The organism is Nonomuraea sp. bgisy101 (assembly GCF_057708945.1).
Map to the genome: position 1 here is coordinate 50,827 of NZ_JBYITD010000027.1, position 16,762 is coordinate 67,588.

The 16,762-nt window shown below is 70.7% G+C and carries 13 protein-coding genes; 6 read left to right on the top strand and 7 right to left on the bottom strand.

The window, feature by feature from the left end; all coding sequences use genetic code 11:
* Positions 1-134: 134 nt before the first annotated feature.
* Positions 135-1,190, bottom strand: coding sequence for a sulfite oxidase (locus AC3EO4_RS39120; RefSeq protein ID WP_431900480.1), 1,056 nt, complete (start codon positions 1,188-1,190; stop codon positions 135-137).
* A gap of 155 nt (positions 1,191-1,345) precedes the next feature.
* Between AC3EO4_RS39120 and AC3EO4_RS39125 the strand changes: the two genes are divergently transcribed.
* Entirely contained in the window at positions 1,346-2,116 is a 771-nt protein-coding gene (locus AC3EO4_RS39125; RefSeq protein ID WP_431900482.1) for an SDR family NAD(P)-dependent oxidoreductase, read from the top strand.
* Between the two features lie 440 nt (positions 2,117-2,556).
* Here AC3EO4_RS39125 and polX read toward each other — a convergent pair whose 3' ends face one another.
* Entirely contained in the window at positions 2,557-4,239 is a 1,683-nt protein-coding gene (gene polX, locus AC3EO4_RS39130; RefSeq protein WP_431900484.1) for a DNA polymerase/3'-5' exonuclease PolX, read from the bottom strand.
* Positions 4,240-4,364: 125 nt separating this feature from the next.
* Here polX and AC3EO4_RS39135 point away from each other — a divergent pair, with 125 nt between their 5' ends.
* Positions 4,365-6,881 (top strand): M14 family zinc carboxypeptidase, encoded by a 2,517-nt coding sequence (locus AC3EO4_RS39135; protein ID WP_431900485.1) that lies wholly within the window; start codon positions 4,365-4,367, stop codon positions 6,879-6,881.
* A gap of 283 nt (positions 6,882-7,164) precedes the next feature.
* Here AC3EO4_RS39135 and AC3EO4_RS39140 read toward each other — a convergent pair whose 3' ends face one another.
* A complete protein-coding gene (locus tag AC3EO4_RS39140; protein ID WP_431900487.1) occupies positions 7,165-8,136 on the bottom strand; it encodes an aldo/keto reductase in 972 nt (323 codons plus the stop codon).
* A gap of 109 nt (positions 8,137-8,245) precedes the next feature.
* On the opposite strand from AC3EO4_RS39140, the gene AC3EO4_RS39145 reads away from it, so the two are divergent.
* Positions 8,246-9,322: a class I SAM-dependent methyltransferase gene (locus AC3EO4_RS39145; RefSeq protein ID WP_431900549.1), complete on the top strand. Its 1,077-nt coding sequence runs from the start codon at positions 8,246-8,248 to the stop codon at positions 9,320-9,322.
* Here the strand turns inward: AC3EO4_RS39145 and AC3EO4_RS39150 are convergent.
* Both AC3EO4_RS39150 and AC3EO4_RS39155 read right to left on the bottom strand, forming a co-directional pair.
* Complete coding sequence (locus AC3EO4_RS39150; RefSeq protein ID WP_379574344.1) at positions 9,312-10,337, bottom strand: zinc-dependent alcohol dehydrogenase family protein; 1,026 nt, start codon at positions 10,335-10,337, stop codon at positions 9,312-9,314. The two genes, AC3EO4_RS39145 and AC3EO4_RS39150, sit on opposite strands and share 11 nt — an antisense overlap.
* A 1-nt stretch (position 10,338) precedes the next feature.
* Positions 10,339-11,169 (bottom strand): helix-turn-helix transcriptional regulator, encoded by an 831-nt coding sequence (locus tag AC3EO4_RS39155; protein ID WP_431900489.1) that lies wholly within the window; start codon positions 11,167-11,169, stop codon positions 10,339-10,341.
* Between the two features lie 103 nt (positions 11,170-11,272).
* Between AC3EO4_RS39155 and AC3EO4_RS39160 the strand changes: the two genes are divergently transcribed.
* The 3 genes from AC3EO4_RS39160 (at position 11,273) to AC3EO4_RS39170 (ending at position 14,506) form a co-directional block, all read left to right on the top strand.
* Positions 11,273-11,980, top strand: coding sequence for an SDR family oxidoreductase (locus tag AC3EO4_RS39160; protein WP_431900491.1), 708 nt, complete (start codon positions 11,273-11,275; stop codon positions 11,978-11,980).
* A 36-nt stretch (positions 11,981-12,016) separates the two neighbouring features.
* A complete protein-coding gene (locus AC3EO4_RS39165) occupies positions 12,017-13,402 on the top strand; it encodes a glutamate-cysteine ligase family protein (RefSeq protein ID WP_379574348.1) in 1,386 nt (461 codons plus the stop codon).
* Between the two features lie 69 nt (positions 13,403-13,471).
* A complete protein-coding gene (locus AC3EO4_RS39170; RefSeq protein WP_379574349.1) occupies positions 13,472-14,506 on the top strand; it encodes a hypothetical protein in 1,035 nt (344 codons plus the stop codon).
* A 71-nt stretch (positions 14,507-14,577) separates the two neighbouring features.
* On the opposite strand, the gene AC3EO4_RS39175 is transcribed toward AC3EO4_RS39170, so the two are convergent.
* Both AC3EO4_RS39175 and AC3EO4_RS39180 read right to left on the bottom strand, forming a co-directional pair.
* Entirely contained in the window at positions 14,578-15,558 is a 981-nt protein-coding gene (locus tag AC3EO4_RS39175) for an SPFH domain-containing protein (RefSeq protein ID WP_431900493.1), read from the bottom strand.
* Between the two features lie 103 nt (positions 15,559-15,661).
* Positions 15,662-16,615 (bottom strand): CapA family protein, encoded by a 954-nt coding sequence (locus AC3EO4_RS39180; protein ID WP_431900494.1) that lies wholly within the window; start codon positions 16,613-16,615, stop codon positions 15,662-15,664.
* Positions 16,616-16,762: the final 147 nt, after the last annotated feature.

The following is a 16,762-nucleotide window of genomic DNA, read 5'->3' on the forward strand; positions in this document are numbered from 1 at the left end:
GATGCGGCCATCGTGACCCGTCAGGATTTCGGGAACGTTTCTGCGAGAGTCTTTCAGATGAATTCCAGGACGCAGACCAGTCATTGTGGAAAGCTTTATGACCTCCCAGCTCAGGTCATCGAAGTGACATTTTCCTATCCACTGGTAACCAGAATAGGATGCCGCACGACCGCGTCGAAGTGGTAGCCGAAGGGATGGCGGGCGCTGCGCAAGGGCTGGCGCGCCCCGGTGTCGTCGACGGCCCTGGCGAGCAGCGCGTGCGGGCCCTCCTCGCGCGGGGTCCACGCGATCCGCCATAGCAGCCACGCGTCGCGCAGATGGCCGCGCCGTTCGGCGAGATGCCAGGTCAGGCCGTTGTCGGCGCTCACCTCGACGTGATGGATACGACCCGTGCCCGACCACGACCTGCCGTACAGGCTGTGCCGCGCGCCGGCCTTCAGCACGGCGGGCCAGGGCAGCTCGAACGCGCTTTTCACCGTCATGGTGGTCACGCCCGGGTAAAAAAGCGTGTTCCATGGGGTGAACAACTCGCAGGTCGAAACTTCGAGGTCGCCGAGCCATTTGACGGAGGCGATTCCGGCCCAGCCGGGGACGATGAGACGGGCGGGAAAACCGTGGTCCGGGGGCAGGGGAGCGCCGTTCATCTCATAGGCGACCAGCACGTCGTCGAGCGCCTTTTCGACCGGGAGCGGGCGGCGCACGTGGCCGAGGTTCTCGCCCTCGTGGACGAACGGCTCGTCGAGGCCCGTGGCCAGCACGTCCACCGCGTCGCCGCGCAGGCCGGCCAGCTCCAGCAGGTGCCTGAGCGCGACGCCCTTCCACCGCGCGACGCCGACCGCGCCGAGCCCCCACTGCATGCCTGGGGTCGCCTCGCGCTGCTGCGTGCCGTAGAGGCGGCGGCCGTTGCCGGCGCACTCCAGCGCGACGTCCCTCACGCGGTACGGCATGGCGCGCAGTTGGTCGTAGCCGATCTCCAGGTGGCGGCGCAGGCCCCTGCCGTGCAGGCGCAGCCGCCAGGTGGTGTGGTCGACGCGAGGGGTGGAGGTGTGGTTGCGGACGAAGAATCGGTCATTGGGGGTGTGGTAGCCCCGGCCCGCCATCGCTTCCCAGCGCATCTCCGCGCTGCCTTCGTGGAGGGTGAACAGGTGGGCCGGCAGGGGTTTGACGATGGTGTCGGTCGCTAGCCTCATGGTTCTCCTAATTCCCTACCTCTTAACCATCCAATCCTGGCAGGGAAGAGACCTTCGTGTCCCGCAGGTGCGGCGAGCGCGTGCCAGCCGGGCCGGACCCCGCCCTCGGGGACGCGTCCGGAGCGTAGGGTGATCAAGCGGGAAGGGGAACTCGCATGAAGTCATATGTCGTGACCGGAGGCGGCAGGGGAGTCGGACGGGCGATCGTGCGCCGCCTGCGCGAGGACGGCGCCGAGGTGGTCGCCATCGAGATGGACCCCGAGGCCCTGACATGGGCCGACGCGGCAGGCGTGCACGCCGTGACAGGGGACGCGTCCGACGAGGCGGTCGCCGAGCGCGCCGCCGACCTCGCCGAGAAGGCGGGCACCCTCACCGGATGGGTCAACAACGCGGCCGTCTTCAGGGACGCCTCCCTCCACGACACCGGCACGAAGGAGGTCCTCCGGCTCATCGGCGTCAACCTCGACCCCGCCGTCGTGGGCTGCGCGGTGGCGATCAGACGCTTCCTGTCGAGCGGCGTCCGGGGCGCGATCGTCAACGTCTCCTCCCACCAGGCGCAGCGGGCGGTGCCGGGCTGCCTGCCGTACGTGACGGCCAAGGCGGCGGTGGAAGGACTCACCAGAGCCCTGGCCGTCGAGTACGGCGCCCACGGCATCAGGGTCAACGCCGTCGCCCTCGGCACGATCACCACCGAACGCTACGAGCGCCTCCTCGCCGACCTCGGCCCGGACGAGGCGGCGCAGGTCGAGGCGCAGATGGCCCAGGTACATCCGGTTGGCAGGGTGGGCAGGCCCGAGGAGGTGGCGGCGGTCGTGACGCACCTGCTGTCGGAGGAGGCCGCCTTCATCACCGGCGCCACCGTGCCCGTCGACGGCGGCCGGTCGATCCTCGCCTTCGACCCCGAGGCACACCCACCCGCCCCCTGACCCGTCGAGCCTGACGGCCCGCCCACCTTTGGCGTCGACGCGGTCCGGCTCGCCTACCTTTGGCGTCGACACGGCCCGGCTCGGCCCGGCCTGTCTTCTCGGCCCGGCCTCCGCCTCCGTCTGGCCCGCACCCTGTCCGGCCACCACCTCTCCCCGCCGCGGGAGCTGTCGTCACCGCCGATCACCACGCCGGCCACGCCTCCCCCGGAGCCCGCCGGTGCCCCGCGCGGCCGAGGACACCGTCACGCGACGTGCGGCGCCGTCGGAAGGCGGGCCGCGCCGAGCTGCGGCCAGGTCCCATGTCGGGTCGGGGTCGGCCTTCCGGGCGGCCTCCAGATGGGCGGCGGCGCCACGGCGACGTGACCTTCCCGCCGGGCGTTCCCGCAGCCTGGCCACCTCCTGGCGTGATGGAGCGCCCCCCAGGGATGATCAGAGGGGATTCAGCGGCCGAGAAACGCCAGCAGCCTGTCGATCGGCCACGTGTTGATCACGTCGTCGGGTGTCAGCCACGCCCGCTGCGCGATGCCGACGCCGAAGCGCTGGTTGCCCAGGTGCGGGATGGCGTGGGAGTCGCTGTCGATGGAGAACTTCACGCCGTGGTGCTTGGCCAGCCGTACGAGGTCGGAAGGCAGATCCGAGCGGTCGGGGAAGGAGTCGATCTCCATCGCCGTGCCGGTGCGGGCCGCCGCGCGGAAGACCGCCTCCCAGTCGGCGTCGACGGGCTGCCGCTTGCCGATCTTTCGGGTGGTGGGGTGGCCGATGATGTCGACGTAGGGGTTCTCGCAGGCGGCGATGAAGCGCCTGGTCATCTCCTCGCGGCTCTGCGTGAAGTGGGAGTGGACCGAGGCGACGCACACGTCGAACTCCCTCAGCACCTCGCCGGGCCAGTCGACCGAGCCGTCGGGGGCGATGTTGAGTTCGGTGCCGTGCAGCAGCCGCATGCCGGGGTAGCGGCCCTGCAGCTTCCGCAGGACGCCGCGCTGCTCGATCGCCTTGTCGAGCGTCATCCGCTGCATAGCCAGGTCGGGCGCGTGGTCGGTGACCGCGTAGTAGGCGTAGCCGAGCGCGTGGCCCGCCGCGACCATGTCCTCCAACGAGGCGATGCCGTCGGTGAGGTCGGTGTGGGTGTGCAGATCGCCCTTGAGGTCGTCGAGGGTGACCAGGGCAGGCAGTTCGCCGCGCAGCGCCGCCCGCACCTCGCCGCCGTCCTCGCGCATCGTCGGCGGCACCCACTGCATGCCGAGCGCCGCGTAGATCTCCTCCTCGGTCTGCGAGGCGATCAGCCGCTCGCCCTCGAACAGGCCGTACTCCGACAGCTTCCAGCCCTTCTTCACCGCCATTTCACGGATGGCGACGTTGTGCTCCTTGGAACCGGTGAAGTAGATCTGCGCGGCCCCCCACGCCTCCGCGGGCACCCTGCGCAGGTCGATCTGGATGCCGCTGGTCGTGCGCACCGAGGTCTTCTTGTCCCCGGCGGCGATCACCTCGGCGACGTACGGCTGCGCCCTGAACTCCTCCATGATCGACTCCGGCGCCACGGCCAGGATGTCGATGTCGCCGATCGTGTCCTTCATCCGCCGCAGCGAGCCCGCGTACGCGAGCCGTTCGGCGCTCAGGGACGCCATGACGCTCTCGGCCAGCGACATCGCCACCCCGATGTGGACCCGGCGGCCCGCCTGCTCCAGCTGCTCGATGCCCTTCACCAGGTTGGCGAGCGTCTTGGGCCCCAGCCCCTTGACGCCGTCGAGCCGCCCCGCGCCGATCGCCTCGGCGAGCGAGGCGGGCGAGTCGATGCCGAACTCCTCGAACAACATGATCGCGGTCTTCGGCCCGAGCGTCGGCACCCTGGTCAGGCTCCGCACGCCGTCGGGCACGCGCTCGCGCAGCGCGTCGAGCTGCCTGAAGCTGCCACGCTGCAGGAACTCCTCCATCTTCAACGCGATCGCCTCGCCGACCCCGGGCACCTTGCGCACGTCGACCTGCGAGATGTCCTCGGGGAACCCGGCGATCGCCTTGGCCGCCTTCTGGTAGCTGCGCACTCTGAAGGCGTCTCCACCGGTGAGCGCGAAGAGCTCCGAATACTCCTGAAGGGCGGCTGCCGCCTCGTCGTTTGCCCGTGCCATGGGGCCCAGCGTAGGGGAACGCTCTGACACTTCCAGATCACGGATCGGCCTGAATTGAATGTCGCCCCTTGTGTCAGATCAGGTGCGATCAGTACGAACGGAACTGAACCTTCTGGAGGAACTCCGTGCGCTTACGTGTTCTGATCCCTCTGCTGTCCGTCCTGCTCCTTCCCTCCGGTACGGCCTCCGCCGACCCCACGCCCCCCGTCAGGGACTTCGGCAACGGCGCCGACCGCAACGAGGAGGCCGCGGGAGTAGCCGAGTCCAAGGCCAAGACCCTTCGCGAGCTCGCGCCGGAGCTGTCGTGGCATTCCGACCACGGCCGCGGCTACCCGCGCAGGACCACGCTCCCCATCCCGCCTGAGAACCCCGCCGACGCCTCCATCAAGCTCGGCCTCATCCCGCACCACGCCATCGCCGCCAAGCTCAACCAGCTCCAGGCCGTCGGCGACAGGGTCAGCGCGGAGGTCGTGGGCCGTTCCGCGGGCGGTCGCGACATGTATCTGGTGACGGTCACCGCCCCGGAGAGCGCCGCGGAGACCCGCAGGCAGGAGCAGCTGCGCCGGCAGATCGAGAGCGGCCGTGCCGTCCAGGCGAGGAAGTACAAGGCGCCGGTCTTCGTCAACGGCAACATCCACGGCAACGAGTGGGAGGGGACCGACGCCAACCTGCGCGTCATCGAGGAACTGGCCACCAGTACCTCGCCCCAGACCAAGAACCTGCTCGCGCACACCCGCCTGTACTTCAACATCACCGCCAACCCCGACGGCCGCGTGCTCGGCCAGCGGCCCAACGGCAACGGCTTCGACCTCAACCGCGACTTCGTCACCGCCTCCCAGCCGGAGACCAGGGCGATGCGCCAGATCATGATCGACAACCAGCCCGTCGTCATGATCGACCTGCACGGCTACGTCAACGGCACCCTCGTCGAGCCGACCACCCCGCCGCACGGCGCCAACTACGAGTACGACCTGTTCATCAGGAACGCCTACGCGAACGCGCTCGGCATCGAGCAGGCCATCCTCGCGCTGGGCTACACCCCCGAGAAGGACGGCACGTTCCCGCCGCAGATTCCCTTCCGCGACTCCGCCGAGGGCTGGGACGACTGGCCGCCGATCTTCACCCCGCAGTACGCCCCCTTCCACGGCGCGGTCGCCTCGCACACCATCGAGTTCCCGATGCGGGTCAACGGCAGCGACTACACCACGCAGCCCGTGGCCGAGCTGCAACGCCGTAGCCGCATCAACGTCGACATCGCCTCGGCCGCGATCAGGGCCACCTACACCTTCGTCCAGAACAACAGGGAGAAGCTGGTCGGCGACCAGGTCGAGATGTTCAGGCGCGGCGCCGCGGGCGAGCCCTCCAAGCAGGTGCCCCTCGGCATCGTGCCGGGCTTCGGCCCCGAGGACGTCTACAACACCACCTACCCCCGCGCCTACGCCGTTCCCGCCACGGGCCCCTCGGCCGCGCGCCTGGTCGACCACCTCATCGCCAACGACGTGAAGGTCGACAAGGCCGTCCTGCCGTTCCGCGCCGGCGGCAGGACCTATCCCGCCGGCACCTACGTCGTCGACATGCGCCAGCCCAAGCGCGGCATGGCCAACGTCATGCTGGAGGCGGGCGCCGACATCAGCCCGCGGGTCGATGCGATGTACGACATCTCCGGCTGGAGCCACGGCCTGCTGTGGGGCGCGACGGCCGACCCGATCACCGACCGGCGCTTCCACGTGGCGGCCGTGCCGGTCAGTGCCGCCTCACCCACCGGCTCGGTGCCGCACGGCAGCGGGCCGCTCGCGCTGAAGGTGGACGACGCCAAGGCGGTGCGCGCGCTCAACGACCTGCTCGGCCAGGGCGTGGCCGTCACACTGGCCGCCGACGGCGTCGCGATCGTGCCCGCCTCGGCACGCGAGGCCGCCAGGACCGCCGCCGACCGGTACGGCGTGCCGTTCACCAAGGCAACACAGGCCTCCGGCACCCCGCTGTCCAGCGTGCGGATCGCCGCGGCGGCCTCCGCCGACGAGCTGTTCACACTGCGCGAACTGGGCTTCGCCGTCACCCCCGTCTCGACCGCCGTGCTGAACGCGGGCTTCGACTGGAGCGGCACCGACGTCCTGTTCGTCTCGAGCGGGCTGTCGTACGGCGCGCTCAACCTCGCGGCCAGGACGGCGATCGAGGCCTTCATGGCCAGGGGCGGCGTCGTCACCCGGGGCGGCACCGGCGCGAACTTCAACGCTGCGGCGGGGCTGCTGACCGTCACCGCGGTGGCGGGCCGCGGCGACGCCAACGGCGTGGTCACGGTCTCATCCACCACCGGCCCCGTCGGCACGGGCTCGCCCGCGCACTCGTTCGTCTACTCGCCCCGCTGGTTCACCGCGCTCGGTCCCGAGGTGAGGGTGGAGCAGTCCTACACCGCCGAAGGGCCGCTGGTCGCGGGCCACTGGCGGGCCAACGCGGACGGCACCGGCGGTCCCGAGGCCGCCAGGGGCCAGGCGGCCGTGGTCAGCGGCAGGGACGAGCGCGGCGCGGCCGTGGTGCTCTTCGGCACCGAGCCGATGTTCCGCAACCACCCCAAGGGCCTGTTCCCGCAGGTGGCCAGGGCACTGTTCTGGACCGCCTCCTCGGCGAAGGTCCTGACCCCGTAGACGGGCTGCGTGGGCGTCCCCCCTCGCCCACGCCGCCGGCACCGCGTGAGCCGGGCCGTACCCCCCTGGCGGCCCGGCTCACGCATCCGTCCCGCACGTGCGACGTCACGGCGGCCCGCCGGAGTCCTGCTGGAGCGCGCGTGATGGACGGGCGGCCACCGGCGGACCACAGTGGCCGTGGCCGGGCCTGCCGTACACCTGCGGTGACGAAATCTGCCCGGCCTGCGCCTGCGGTGACGAAACCTGCGTCCGCGGTCAGGAGACCCGCCTCGGCCTGGCGCAGTCAGAAGCGCACCTCGCGCGGGCGGTACGGCTCGGCGAGGAAGGCGAGCTCCTTCTCGCTGAGTTCCACCGACACCGCCGCCACCGCGTCGTCCACGTGCCTGTCCTTGGTCGCGCCGACGATCGGGGCCGTCACCGCCGGCTGCCGCAGCAGCCACGCCAGCGCCACCTGCGCGGCGGGCAGCTCGCGGTCGCGGGCCACCTCGGCCACCCGCTCCAGGATCAGCCGGTCGTTGTCCGGGTCGTACAGGTAGTCGATCCTGCCGTCCGAGCCGCTGCGCGCGGTGGCCGCCGAGGTCGAGCCTGCGCGGGCCAGCGTGCCGCGCGCCAGCGGGCTCCACGGGATGACCCCGACGCCCTGGTCGGCGCAGAGGGGCAGCATCTCCCGCTCCTCCTCTCTGTAGAGGAGGTTGTAGTGGTTCTGCATCGCGACGAATCTCGTCCAGCCGTTGGCCTCGGCGACGTGCTGGGCCTTCGCGAACTGCCACGCCCACATGGACGAGGCGCCGATGTAGCGGGCCTTGCCCGCCTTGACCACATCGTGCAGCGCCTCCATGGTCTCCTCGATGGGCGTCTCGTCGTCCCACCGGTGGATCTGGTACAGGTCCACGTAGTCGGTGCCGAGCCGCTCGAGCGAGGCGTCGATCGCCGCGTGGATGTGCTTGCGGGAAAGTCCACGGTCGTTGACCGCCTTGCCGACGGGGAAGTAGACCTTCGTCGCCAGAACGTAGTCCTCACGCCTAGGGAAGATCTCGCGCAGCAGCTTGCCGGTCACGACCTCGCTGGCGCCTGCGGTGTAGACGTCGGCGGTGTCGAAGAAGGTGACGCCCGCCTCCGCCGCCCGCCTGACGATCGGTTCGGCCTGCTCCTGTGTGAGCACCCAGTCCCACTGCTCGGGGTCGCCGTAGCTCATCATGCCCAGGCAGATCCTGGAGACCTTCAGACCGGTGCTGCCAAGCCTCGTGTAGTCCATGAGTGTCACTTTATGGGGGCTTGATGGAGGGAATAGCGATCAGAACGAATTATCGGGAATGCACATCTAACCCGGAATGGCCTCGGGGGCTAACACAGGTGAGGTGTCAATGGTCTCGGTCAAGCGCGCAGCTGCCAAGCTCCTGTTCGGAGCCCGCTACGACAAGGTGCCATGGGGGCAGCGAGTCTACGTCCGCCCTGGTGAGCGCCTGGTTCGTGAGGCGCAATGGCGCATCAAGGTCGCGGGGGCGAAGACCATGCCCCTGGCCGAATACCGGCGGAGAGTGCCGCTCGGGGAGATCGAGGAATTCCTCTCGTGCATGATGTGCGGAGAATCCAGGCAGCAGCCGCTGTTCGAGCCGACGGGCGGAAACGGCTGGCGTTACCGCGTCGTGCGCTGCCCCTCGTGCGGCTTCCTCTACCGCAACCCCAACATCAGGCCCGAACGGCTGGCCGACCTGTACGCCGACTCCTATAGCAGCTTCCTGACCGGCAAGTACGCCGAGAACCGGCAGCGCCGATACCGCCTCACGATGGACGCCTTCTCCCCGGTCTTCGACGACGGCAAGGGCAGGCGGCTGCTCGACTTCGGCTGTGGTGCGGGACTGTTCCTCGAACTGGCCGAGCAGCGCGGCTTCGACGCCGTCGGCGTGGACCTGTCGCCCGACTCCGTCGAGCAGGCCAACGCCAGGCTCTCGCACGCCAGGGCCTACTTCGGCGCGCCCGAGGACGTGCCGGAGATCGCGGCAGGCGGGTTCGACGTCATCACGCTGTGGTCGGTGCTGGCGCACCTGCCCCGGCCGCTGGAGGACTTCGAGCGGTTCAGGAGCCTGCTGGCGCCCGGGGGCGTGCTGCTGATCCTCACGGTGAACGCGAGCTCCCTGCTGCTCAAGGCCTACGCGTCGGCGTGGAGCGGCTTCACCAAGAACCACCTCATGTTCTACTCCTCGCGCACGCTGCCGACGCTGCTGCGCCGTACGGGCTTCGCCGGGGTGGCGTACGCCCCGCACTACGGCGACACGATCGAGGAGGGCACCACGAGGCTTCCCGAGGCGATGCGCGTCAGGTTGCGGCGCGCCGTGGAGAGCAGCGACGGCGGCAACATGATGCGGGCTCTGGCCTTCGCCGACGACAAGGCGATCGAGACGTGGCGCGGGAAGCTGGGGGTGCGCAGGCTCAAGGCGTGATCATCGTCACGCCCGGTACCGAACCGATCGAGGCCAGCGCCTTGCCCGCGTCGGCCAGGCCGATCGTGCGGGTGACGAGCTGGTCGGGATGGAGGATGCCCGCCCTGATCAGCTCGAGCATCGGTCCGTAGGCGTGGGCCGCCATGCCGTGACTGCCGAGCAGGCGCAGCTCGTGGGCGATCACCCTGCCCATCGGCAGGGGCGTGCGCTCGTCCGGCAGCAGTCCCACCTGCACGTGGCGGCCCCTGCGGCGCAGGCTCTCGATCGAGGCGGCGGCCGTCGAGGGGCTGCCGAGCGCGTCGATGGACAGGTGCGCGCCGCCCCTGGTCAGCTCCCTCACCTGGGCGGCGGCATCGCCTGAGGAGGCGTTGACGAAGTGGGTGGCGCCGGCCCGCTCGGCCAGGTGGAGCGCGTCGGTGCTGACATCGACGGCCACGACCCTGGCCCCCGCCGCGGTGGCGATCATGATGGCCGACAGGCCCACGCCTCCGCAGCCGTGCACGGCCACCCACTCGCCGGGCTTGGCCTCGCCGACGTGCGCGACGGCGCGGAAGGCGGTGGCGAAGCGGCAGCCGAGGCTGGCCGCCGTGGTGAAGGCCATCTCCTCGGGCAGCGCGATGAGGTTGACGTCGGCGTGGTCGATGGCGACCTGGTCGGCGAAGGAGCCCCAGTGGGTGAAGCCCGGCTGCGTCTGGCGCTCGCACACCTGCTGCTCGCCCGCGGCGCAGGCCGCGCACGAGCCGCACGCGCAGATGAAGGGGACGGTGACCCTGTCGCCCTCGCGCCACTCGCGCACGTCGGAGCCGACCGCCGCGACCACGCCGGCCAGCTCGTGCCCCGGCACGTGGGGGAGCGAGGTGATGTCGGGGTCGTGGCCCTGCCAGCCGTGCCAGTCGCTCCTGCACAGGCCCGTCGCCGCCACCTCGATCACCACACCGTGGGGCGAGGGGGAGGGGTCGGGCGCCTCCCGAACGTCGAGATCGCCGCCGAACAGGTCGAACATCACCGCGCGCATCTCATGAGCTTAGAGTGGCCTCCCGCAGCCTGCGCAAGGCCCGGTGCGAGGGAGAACCCGGTTCGGTGGTGTACAGGACGAGCCGCAGGTCCTCACGGTCGGGCACCGGCAGGACCTGGCAGATCGCGTCGATCACGCCGGCGACGGGATGGGTGACGCGCTTGCGCTGCTCCCTCCGCACCTCCACCTCGTGCATCGCCCACAGCCGCGCGAACTCGGGGCTGAGCGCCAGCATCTCGGCGACCAGCGCCTGGATGTCCGCGTCGTCGGGGTAGCGGCCCGCCGCCCAGCGCAGGTCGGCCACCGACGCCCTGGCGAAGCGGCTCTTCTCCTCGTCGCCCAGGTGCTCGGCCAGGTCAGGGGAGCGGAAGACCCAGCGGATGACGTTCAGGTCCTCGACCGGCTGGCTGTCGAGGTCGCCCATGAGAGCGCTCGCCAGCGGGTTCCACGCCAGGATGTCGTACTTCGCGTCGAGGACGTAGGCGGGCACCTCCTCGAGGAAGGCGATCAAGTGCATGGTCCCCGGCGGGACGTCGCCGCGCCTGCGCGCGGGCTCCAGTTCCTGGCCCGCCAGGTGGAACAGGTGCGCGCGCTCGTCCGTCGTCAGCATCAGCGCCCTCGCCAGCGCGTTGAGCACCTGCCGCGAGGGGTGCGGTCCCCTGGCCTGCTCCAGGCGGATGTAGTAGTCGATCGACATGCCCGCCAGCTGCGCCACTTCCTGTCTGCGCAGTCCGGGGGTACGGCGGCGCTCCCCGCCGGGCAGGCCCACCTCGTGCGGCCTCACCCGCTCCCGTCGGCTGCGAAGGAATCCGGCCAGCTCGTCACGCTTCATGCCGCCCAGTCTTCACCAGGTCGGCGATGCGTGGGTGGTACCGCCGATCCCAGCCTCCCCGGGTCTCTCCCGCCCCGTCACCGATCGCGCGAGGGTGCAGGACATGACCACAGCACTCATCACAGGCGCCAACAAGGGCATCGGCTTCGAGATCGCCAAGCAGCTCGGCGAGCGCGGCATCACCGCGATCGTCGGAGCGCGCGACGAGGAGCTCGGCAGGGCCGCCGCCGAGCGGCTCGGCCAGCCGTACGTCAGGGTGGAGGTCACCGACGCCGGCAGCGTGCAGGCCGCCGCCAAGTGGATCGAGCAGGAGTACGGCTCGCTCGACATCCTCGTCAACAACGCGGGCATCACCGTCTGGCAGGAGGACGCCAGGCCCAGCGCGACCTCTGCCGACGTCCTCCGCCAGGTGTACGAGGTGAACGTGTTCGGCGTCGTCACCGTCACCAACGCGATGCTGCCGCTGCTGCGCCGCTCGGCGGCGGGCAGGATCGTCAACATGTCGAGCGAGCTCGGCTCCCTCGCGATGGCCATGGATCCCGAGACTCCCTGGTGGCCCTACAACCTGGTCGCCTACAACTCCTCCAAGACCGCGCTCAACATGGTCACCGTGTCGTACGCCAAGGAGCTGTGGGAGACCCCGATCAAGGTCAACGCCGCCAACCCCGGCTACTGCGCCACCGACCTCAACGCGAACACGGGGTTCCGCACGGCGGAGCAGGGCGCGGCGATCGCCGTCCACCTGGCCACCCTCGACGCCGAAGGACCCACCGGCACGTACCTGCAGGACGACGGACCGCTTCCCTGGTGAGGTGTGGACCCTTGCCTGTCGGACAGTAAGGGAGGCATGGGACAAGACGTTGACAAGGAGCGGTTCTCCGAGGCGGAGTACACCCGCTTCGGCCGGCGCCTCACGGAGCAGCTCGGGGAGCTTCGCGAGTTGCTCGGCAGACCGGGCTTCGGTGAAGGCCCCGCGACCGTCGGAGCCGAGCTCGAGCTCTTCCTGATCGACGAGCGCGGACGGCCGCTGCCGCGCAACGCCGAGGTGCTGGAACTGCTCGGCGACGACCGGCTGACCGTGGAGCTCGGCCGCTACAACGTGGAGGCGAATCTCACGCCGCTTCCGCTGGAGGGGCGCCCCTTCGAGAGGATGGCGGCCGAGACGCAGGAGCTGACGAGGGCCGTCGACGGCGCGGTCGGCTCGCTGGGCGGCGGGGGAGCGCTGCCGATCGGCATCCTGCCCACGCTCGGCACCGGCGACTTCACCCAGGCCGCCATCAGCGACGAAGCCCGCTACCGGGCGTTGAGCAGGGGGATGCGGCGGCTGCGGCTGGAGCCGTTCATCGTCAGGATCGACGAGCTGGAACTGGAGGTGCAGGACGTCATCCTGGAGGCGGCCAACACCTCCTGGCAGGTTCACCTGCGTACCCCTGCCTCCTCCTTCGCCAGGACGTACAACGGCGCACAGCTCGCCATCGGCCCCGTGCTCGCCGCATGCGGCAACTCGCCGTTCTTCCTCGGCAGGCAGTTGTGGGAGGAGACCAGGATCGCGCTGTTCGAGGAGGCGGCCGACGACCGAGACGTCGGCCGCCGCTTCCGCAGGGACGGCCGCGTCACCTTCGGCTCCGACTGGGTGCGGGAAGGGGCCTACGAGCTGTTCGAGCGGTGCGTGCGCGACTACGAGCCGGTGATCCCGGCGCTGTCGTCGGGTGGCGAGCTGGCCGAGCTCAGACTCCACATGGGCACGGTGTGGCAGTGGAACAGGCCCGTGCTCGACCCCACCGGCGAGGGCCACCTGCGCATCGAGTTCCGCGCCCTGCCGGCCGGGCCCACCTGCGCCGACATGGCCGCCAACAGCGCCTTCCTGCTGGGGCTCACGCTCGCGCTGGCCGAGAAGGACCTGACCGCGCTGCCGTTCGGCGACGCCTACCAGAACTTCTACCGGGCGGCCATGGGAGGGCTGCAGGCCAAGCTCTCTTGGGAGGGGCGCGAGGTGCTCGCCGCCGACCTGGTGCTGTCGTTGCTGCCCGAGGCCAGGGCGGCGCTGCTCAAGGCGGGCGTCGAGCCGTCCGACGCCGACCTGGAGATCATCGCACAGCGGGTACGGCTGGGCCGCACGGGAGCGGTGTGGCAGCGCGAGGCGATGGACGAGCTGGGAGGTGACAGCGAGGCGATGGTGAGGCGCTACCACGAGAACGCGCTAACCGGCCTTCCCGTGCACATGTGGCGTTAACCGAACCAGAGGCCCCTTGCGTTCGTCAAACTATCCCAAAGGAAGAGTAAAGCGAGGGTCGAGGGGAACATGGCTTCCAAGGGGATGGTTCCGGCCGACAAGGCGCCTTTCACACTGCGCCGGGCTACCGGGACCCTGGCGGACGGCGCGGCCAAGCTGGCCGCCGACATCGGGGCGGCCTCTGTCGAGGCCGTGCTGGCGCAGGCCAACAGGAAGGCCGTGCGCAAGGGCGCGGCGGGCGCGCTCGGCACGATGCAGCCCAGGCCCGCCGACTGGTACGCCTTCGACGAGAAGGACAACGACACCGCTGACTGGTATCCGCAGGGCCTGACCTGCGGGGAGGACTCGGGCTCCGCCGCGGTGCCGGTGTTCGTGGCCAGCTGGTACTTCAAGCCGACGGCGCCGGTGGCCGAGCGGGGGATCAGGGTGACGTTCATGAGCCCCACCTCCCTGCGCTACCAGCACGCGCTGCTGGTGGAGGCCAAGCCCGACGGGTCGTACGGGCCCATCAACATCCACGCGGGCGGGATCGCGTGGTACGGCGAGCACCTGTACGTCGCCGACACCACGCGGGGGCTGCGGGTCTTCGACCTGAACCACGTCCTCGACCTGCGCTCCGCGCAGAACGACCTCGGGGACGCCTCCCGCATCGGGCGGGACGGCGGGAGGTTCCACGCCTTCGGGTACCGGTACGTGATCCCGCAGACGGACTTCTGGCGAGTGGTGACGCCGGGGGCGCTCTTCTCGTTCGTCGCCGTGGACCGCAGCACCTCGCCGCACGCGCTGGTGTCCGGCGAGTACGTGCAGGACACGCCCACCGGCAGGGTCGCCAGGTGGGACCTTCCCCTGACGGACGGGACGCCGAGGGACGCCTACGTCATGCCGCACGCCAAGATCCAGGGGGCGGTGTCGTCCGGCGGGAAGTGGTACCTCAGCCAGGCGGCGGACGCGCGCACCAACGGCAAGCTCATCGTGGACGCCGGCGGCAAGGTGACGGTCCGGCCGTTCCCCGTCGGGCCCGAGGACCTGACGGTGTCGGGCGGGCGCGTCTGGAGCGTCACCGAGTTCCGCAACCGCCGCGTCATCTTCGGCGTCCCCCTGTGAGCCCGGCACACGTCCGCATGCCGGAAAGACCGAGCAGGTTCCGGCGAGGCACCCGCCCGGCACTCTCCTGGTCAGGCGTGCCGCACCGGGTCCGTGGCGTCGCGCGGCCGGACGAGCCGCGCGATCTCGTCGGCCTGCTCCGGCCCCTGGACGGCCGCGCCGAGGGCGGCCTGCTCGCCGGCCGCCGAACCGGCCACTCCGGCCGCCGAACCGGCCGCTGAGTCGGTCGCTGTGCCGGCCGTCACGGCCGGCTGCTCGTCGGGAGCCTTCTCCGCCGCGCGGGCCTCGGCGTCGTTCGCGGCGCGGTCGAAGAACCGCAGAAGCTCCACCGGCAGCGGCATGACCAGCGTGGAGGTCTTCTCCGCCGCGACCTCCACCACCGTCTGGAGGAGTCGCAGCTGCAGCGCCCCAGGCGTTTCCGACATGATGGCCGAGGCGTCGGCGAGCTTGCGGGCCGCCTGGTACTCGCCCTCAGCGGTGATCACGCGGGCGCGCCGTTCCCGCTCGGCCTCGGCCTGCCTGGCCACCGAGCGCTTCATTCCCTCGGGCAGCTGGACGTCCTTGATCTCCACCCGGTCGATGTGGATGCCCCAGCCGAGCGCCGGACTGTCGATCATCAGCGCCAGGCCCTTGTTCAGTTCCTCGCGGTTGGAGAGCAGGTCGTCCAGCTCGCTCTTGCCGATGATCGAGCGCAGCGAGGTCTGCGCCACCTGTTCCACCGCGAACAGGTAGTTCTGCACCTCGACGGCCGCCCGCAGCGGGTCCTCCACCCGGAAGTAGGCGACCGCGTCGACCTGGACGGAGACGTTGTCACGGGTGATGCCCTCCTGGGTGGGCACCGGCATCGTGACGATCTGCACGTTGATCTTCCGCATGCGGTCCACGACCGGAATGAGGAAGGTGATCCCCGGCTGGCGGATCTTCCGCTGTGCCCTGCCGAAGCGGAAGACCACGCCGCGCTCGATCTGGTTGACGATCTTGATGCCGCTGACCGCCGCCACGAAGAGGATGAGGGCGATCAACCCGAGCACGATGGTGGTGACTGTGACCATGGCCGTGTCCCTTCCAGTTCGAGGCTAGGCCCGGGCACACCTCGTCGCAGGCAAGGAATCCGTCAAGAAATGCCGACGGCCCGCACAACGGGGCTCGGCGGCCTCACACGGTCAGCACGTCCCCTTCGCGGCCCGCCACGGTGCCGAGCTCCGCGCACGCGCCGATGAACCGCTCGCAGATCCACGCCCGCTCGGACCCGCGGGCGAGCTCGGTCCTGCCGTACTCCAGCTTGATCGGAACGGCGCGCAGCCGCACCCCGCCGTGATCGTCGAAGGTCACCAGGAAGAGCAGTGAAAGATCGTTGCGCAGCACCGGATCCACCGCGTAGTCGTCGATGAAGTCCCCCATGTCGAACAGCACCGGCAGGGCCACACCGTGCGCGACGTGGGCCGAATGGCCCGCCACCAGGGTGGCCCCCGCGGCCACGAGAGCCTCGGCGGCCGCACGGACGTAGGGCAGCGGGCGCGCGGTCATGTTGGGCCCCCAGTGCGGGGTGACCAGGACGATGTCGGCCCTGGTGCCCGCCACGGTCTCGGTCAGCCAGGGCGGCACCCGCCTCGTCAGGTCCGCGTAGGCCACACCGGGCCGGTCCTGGCGGGCCGCGAAGTCGGCCGGGTGGTCGGTCGCACCGATGATCGCGATCCGCAGGCCGCGCACGGACAGCACGGCGGGCCGTCGCGCCTCGGCCACGTCGGCGCCCGCTCCCACCGCGGGGATCCCCACCCGGTCCAGCTGCTCGCGGGTGTCGAGCAGCGCGTCGTAGCCGTAGTCGAGGGCGTGGTTGTTGGCCAGCGTGACGCAGCCGACGCCGAGCTCCGCGAGCAGGTCGGCGGCCTGGGGCGGCGCCCGGAAATGGAACGGCTTGCCCGGGGCAGGCCACGGGCTGCCCCGTTCGGAGATGCAGCACTCCAGGTTGAGCACGAACAGGTCGGCGTCGGCGAGATGGCCGCGGACCTCGTCCGACAGATAGGCGGCAGGATCGGCGGATCTCGCCAGCAGGACGGCGACGCCCCGTCCGAGCATGGTGTCACCGGCCAGCGCGAGTGTGACGGACATGACGGTGCCCTACCCACCGGTCCGCCCTGCGCACCCGCCGGCGGAGCGGACGACGGGCACGCGCCCCGGCCCGACCCGCCCCGTGCGCCCCGGTCCCCGTGCGCCCCGGTCCGCCCGCGCGCCCCGCCCGCCGCGCGCCCTGCCGGG

Coding starts and splice junctions, on each gene's coding strand:
- AC3EO4_RS39120 (WP_431900480.1), bottom strand. CDS start 1,190: ATGAGGCTAGCGACCGACACCATCGTCAAACCCCTGCCGGCCCACCTG.
- AC3EO4_RS39125 (WP_431900482.1), top strand. CDS start 1,346: ATGAAGTCATATGTCGTGACCGGAGGCGGCAGGGGAGTCGGACGGGCG.
- polX (WP_431900484.1), bottom strand. CDS start 4,239: ATGGCACGGGCAAACGACGAGGCGGCAGCCGCCCTTCAGGAGTATTCG.
- AC3EO4_RS39140 (WP_431900487.1), bottom strand. CDS start 8,136: ATGGACTACACGAGGCTTGGCAGCACCGGTCTGAAGGTCTCCAGGATC.
- AC3EO4_RS39145 (WP_431900549.1), top strand. CDS start 8,246: ATGGTCTCGGTCAAGCGCGCAGCTGCCAAGCTCCTGTTCGGAGCCCGC.
- AC3EO4_RS39150 (WP_379574344.1), bottom strand. CDS start 10,337: ATGCGCGCGGTGATGTTCGACCTGTTCGGCGGCGATCTCGACGTTCGG.
- AC3EO4_RS39155 (WP_431900489.1), bottom strand. CDS start 11,169: ATGAAGCGTGACGAGCTGGCCGGATTCCTTCGCAGCCGACGGGAGCGG.
- AC3EO4_RS39160 (WP_431900491.1), top strand. CDS start 11,273: ATGACCACAGCACTCATCACAGGCGCCAACAAGGGCATCGGCTTCGAG.
- AC3EO4_RS39165 (WP_379574348.1), top strand. CDS start 12,017: ATGGGACAAGACGTTGACAAGGAGCGGTTCTCCGAGGCGGAGTACACC.
- AC3EO4_RS39170 (WP_379574349.1), top strand. CDS start 13,472: ATGGCTTCCAAGGGGATGGTTCCGGCCGACAAGGCGCCTTTCACACTG.
- AC3EO4_RS39175 (WP_431900493.1), bottom strand. CDS start 15,558: ATGGTCACAGTCACCACCATCGTGCTCGGGTTGATCGCCCTCATCCTC.
- AC3EO4_RS39180 (WP_431900494.1), bottom strand. CDS start 16,615: ATGTCCGTCACACTCGCGCTGGCCGGTGACACCATGCTCGGACGGGGC.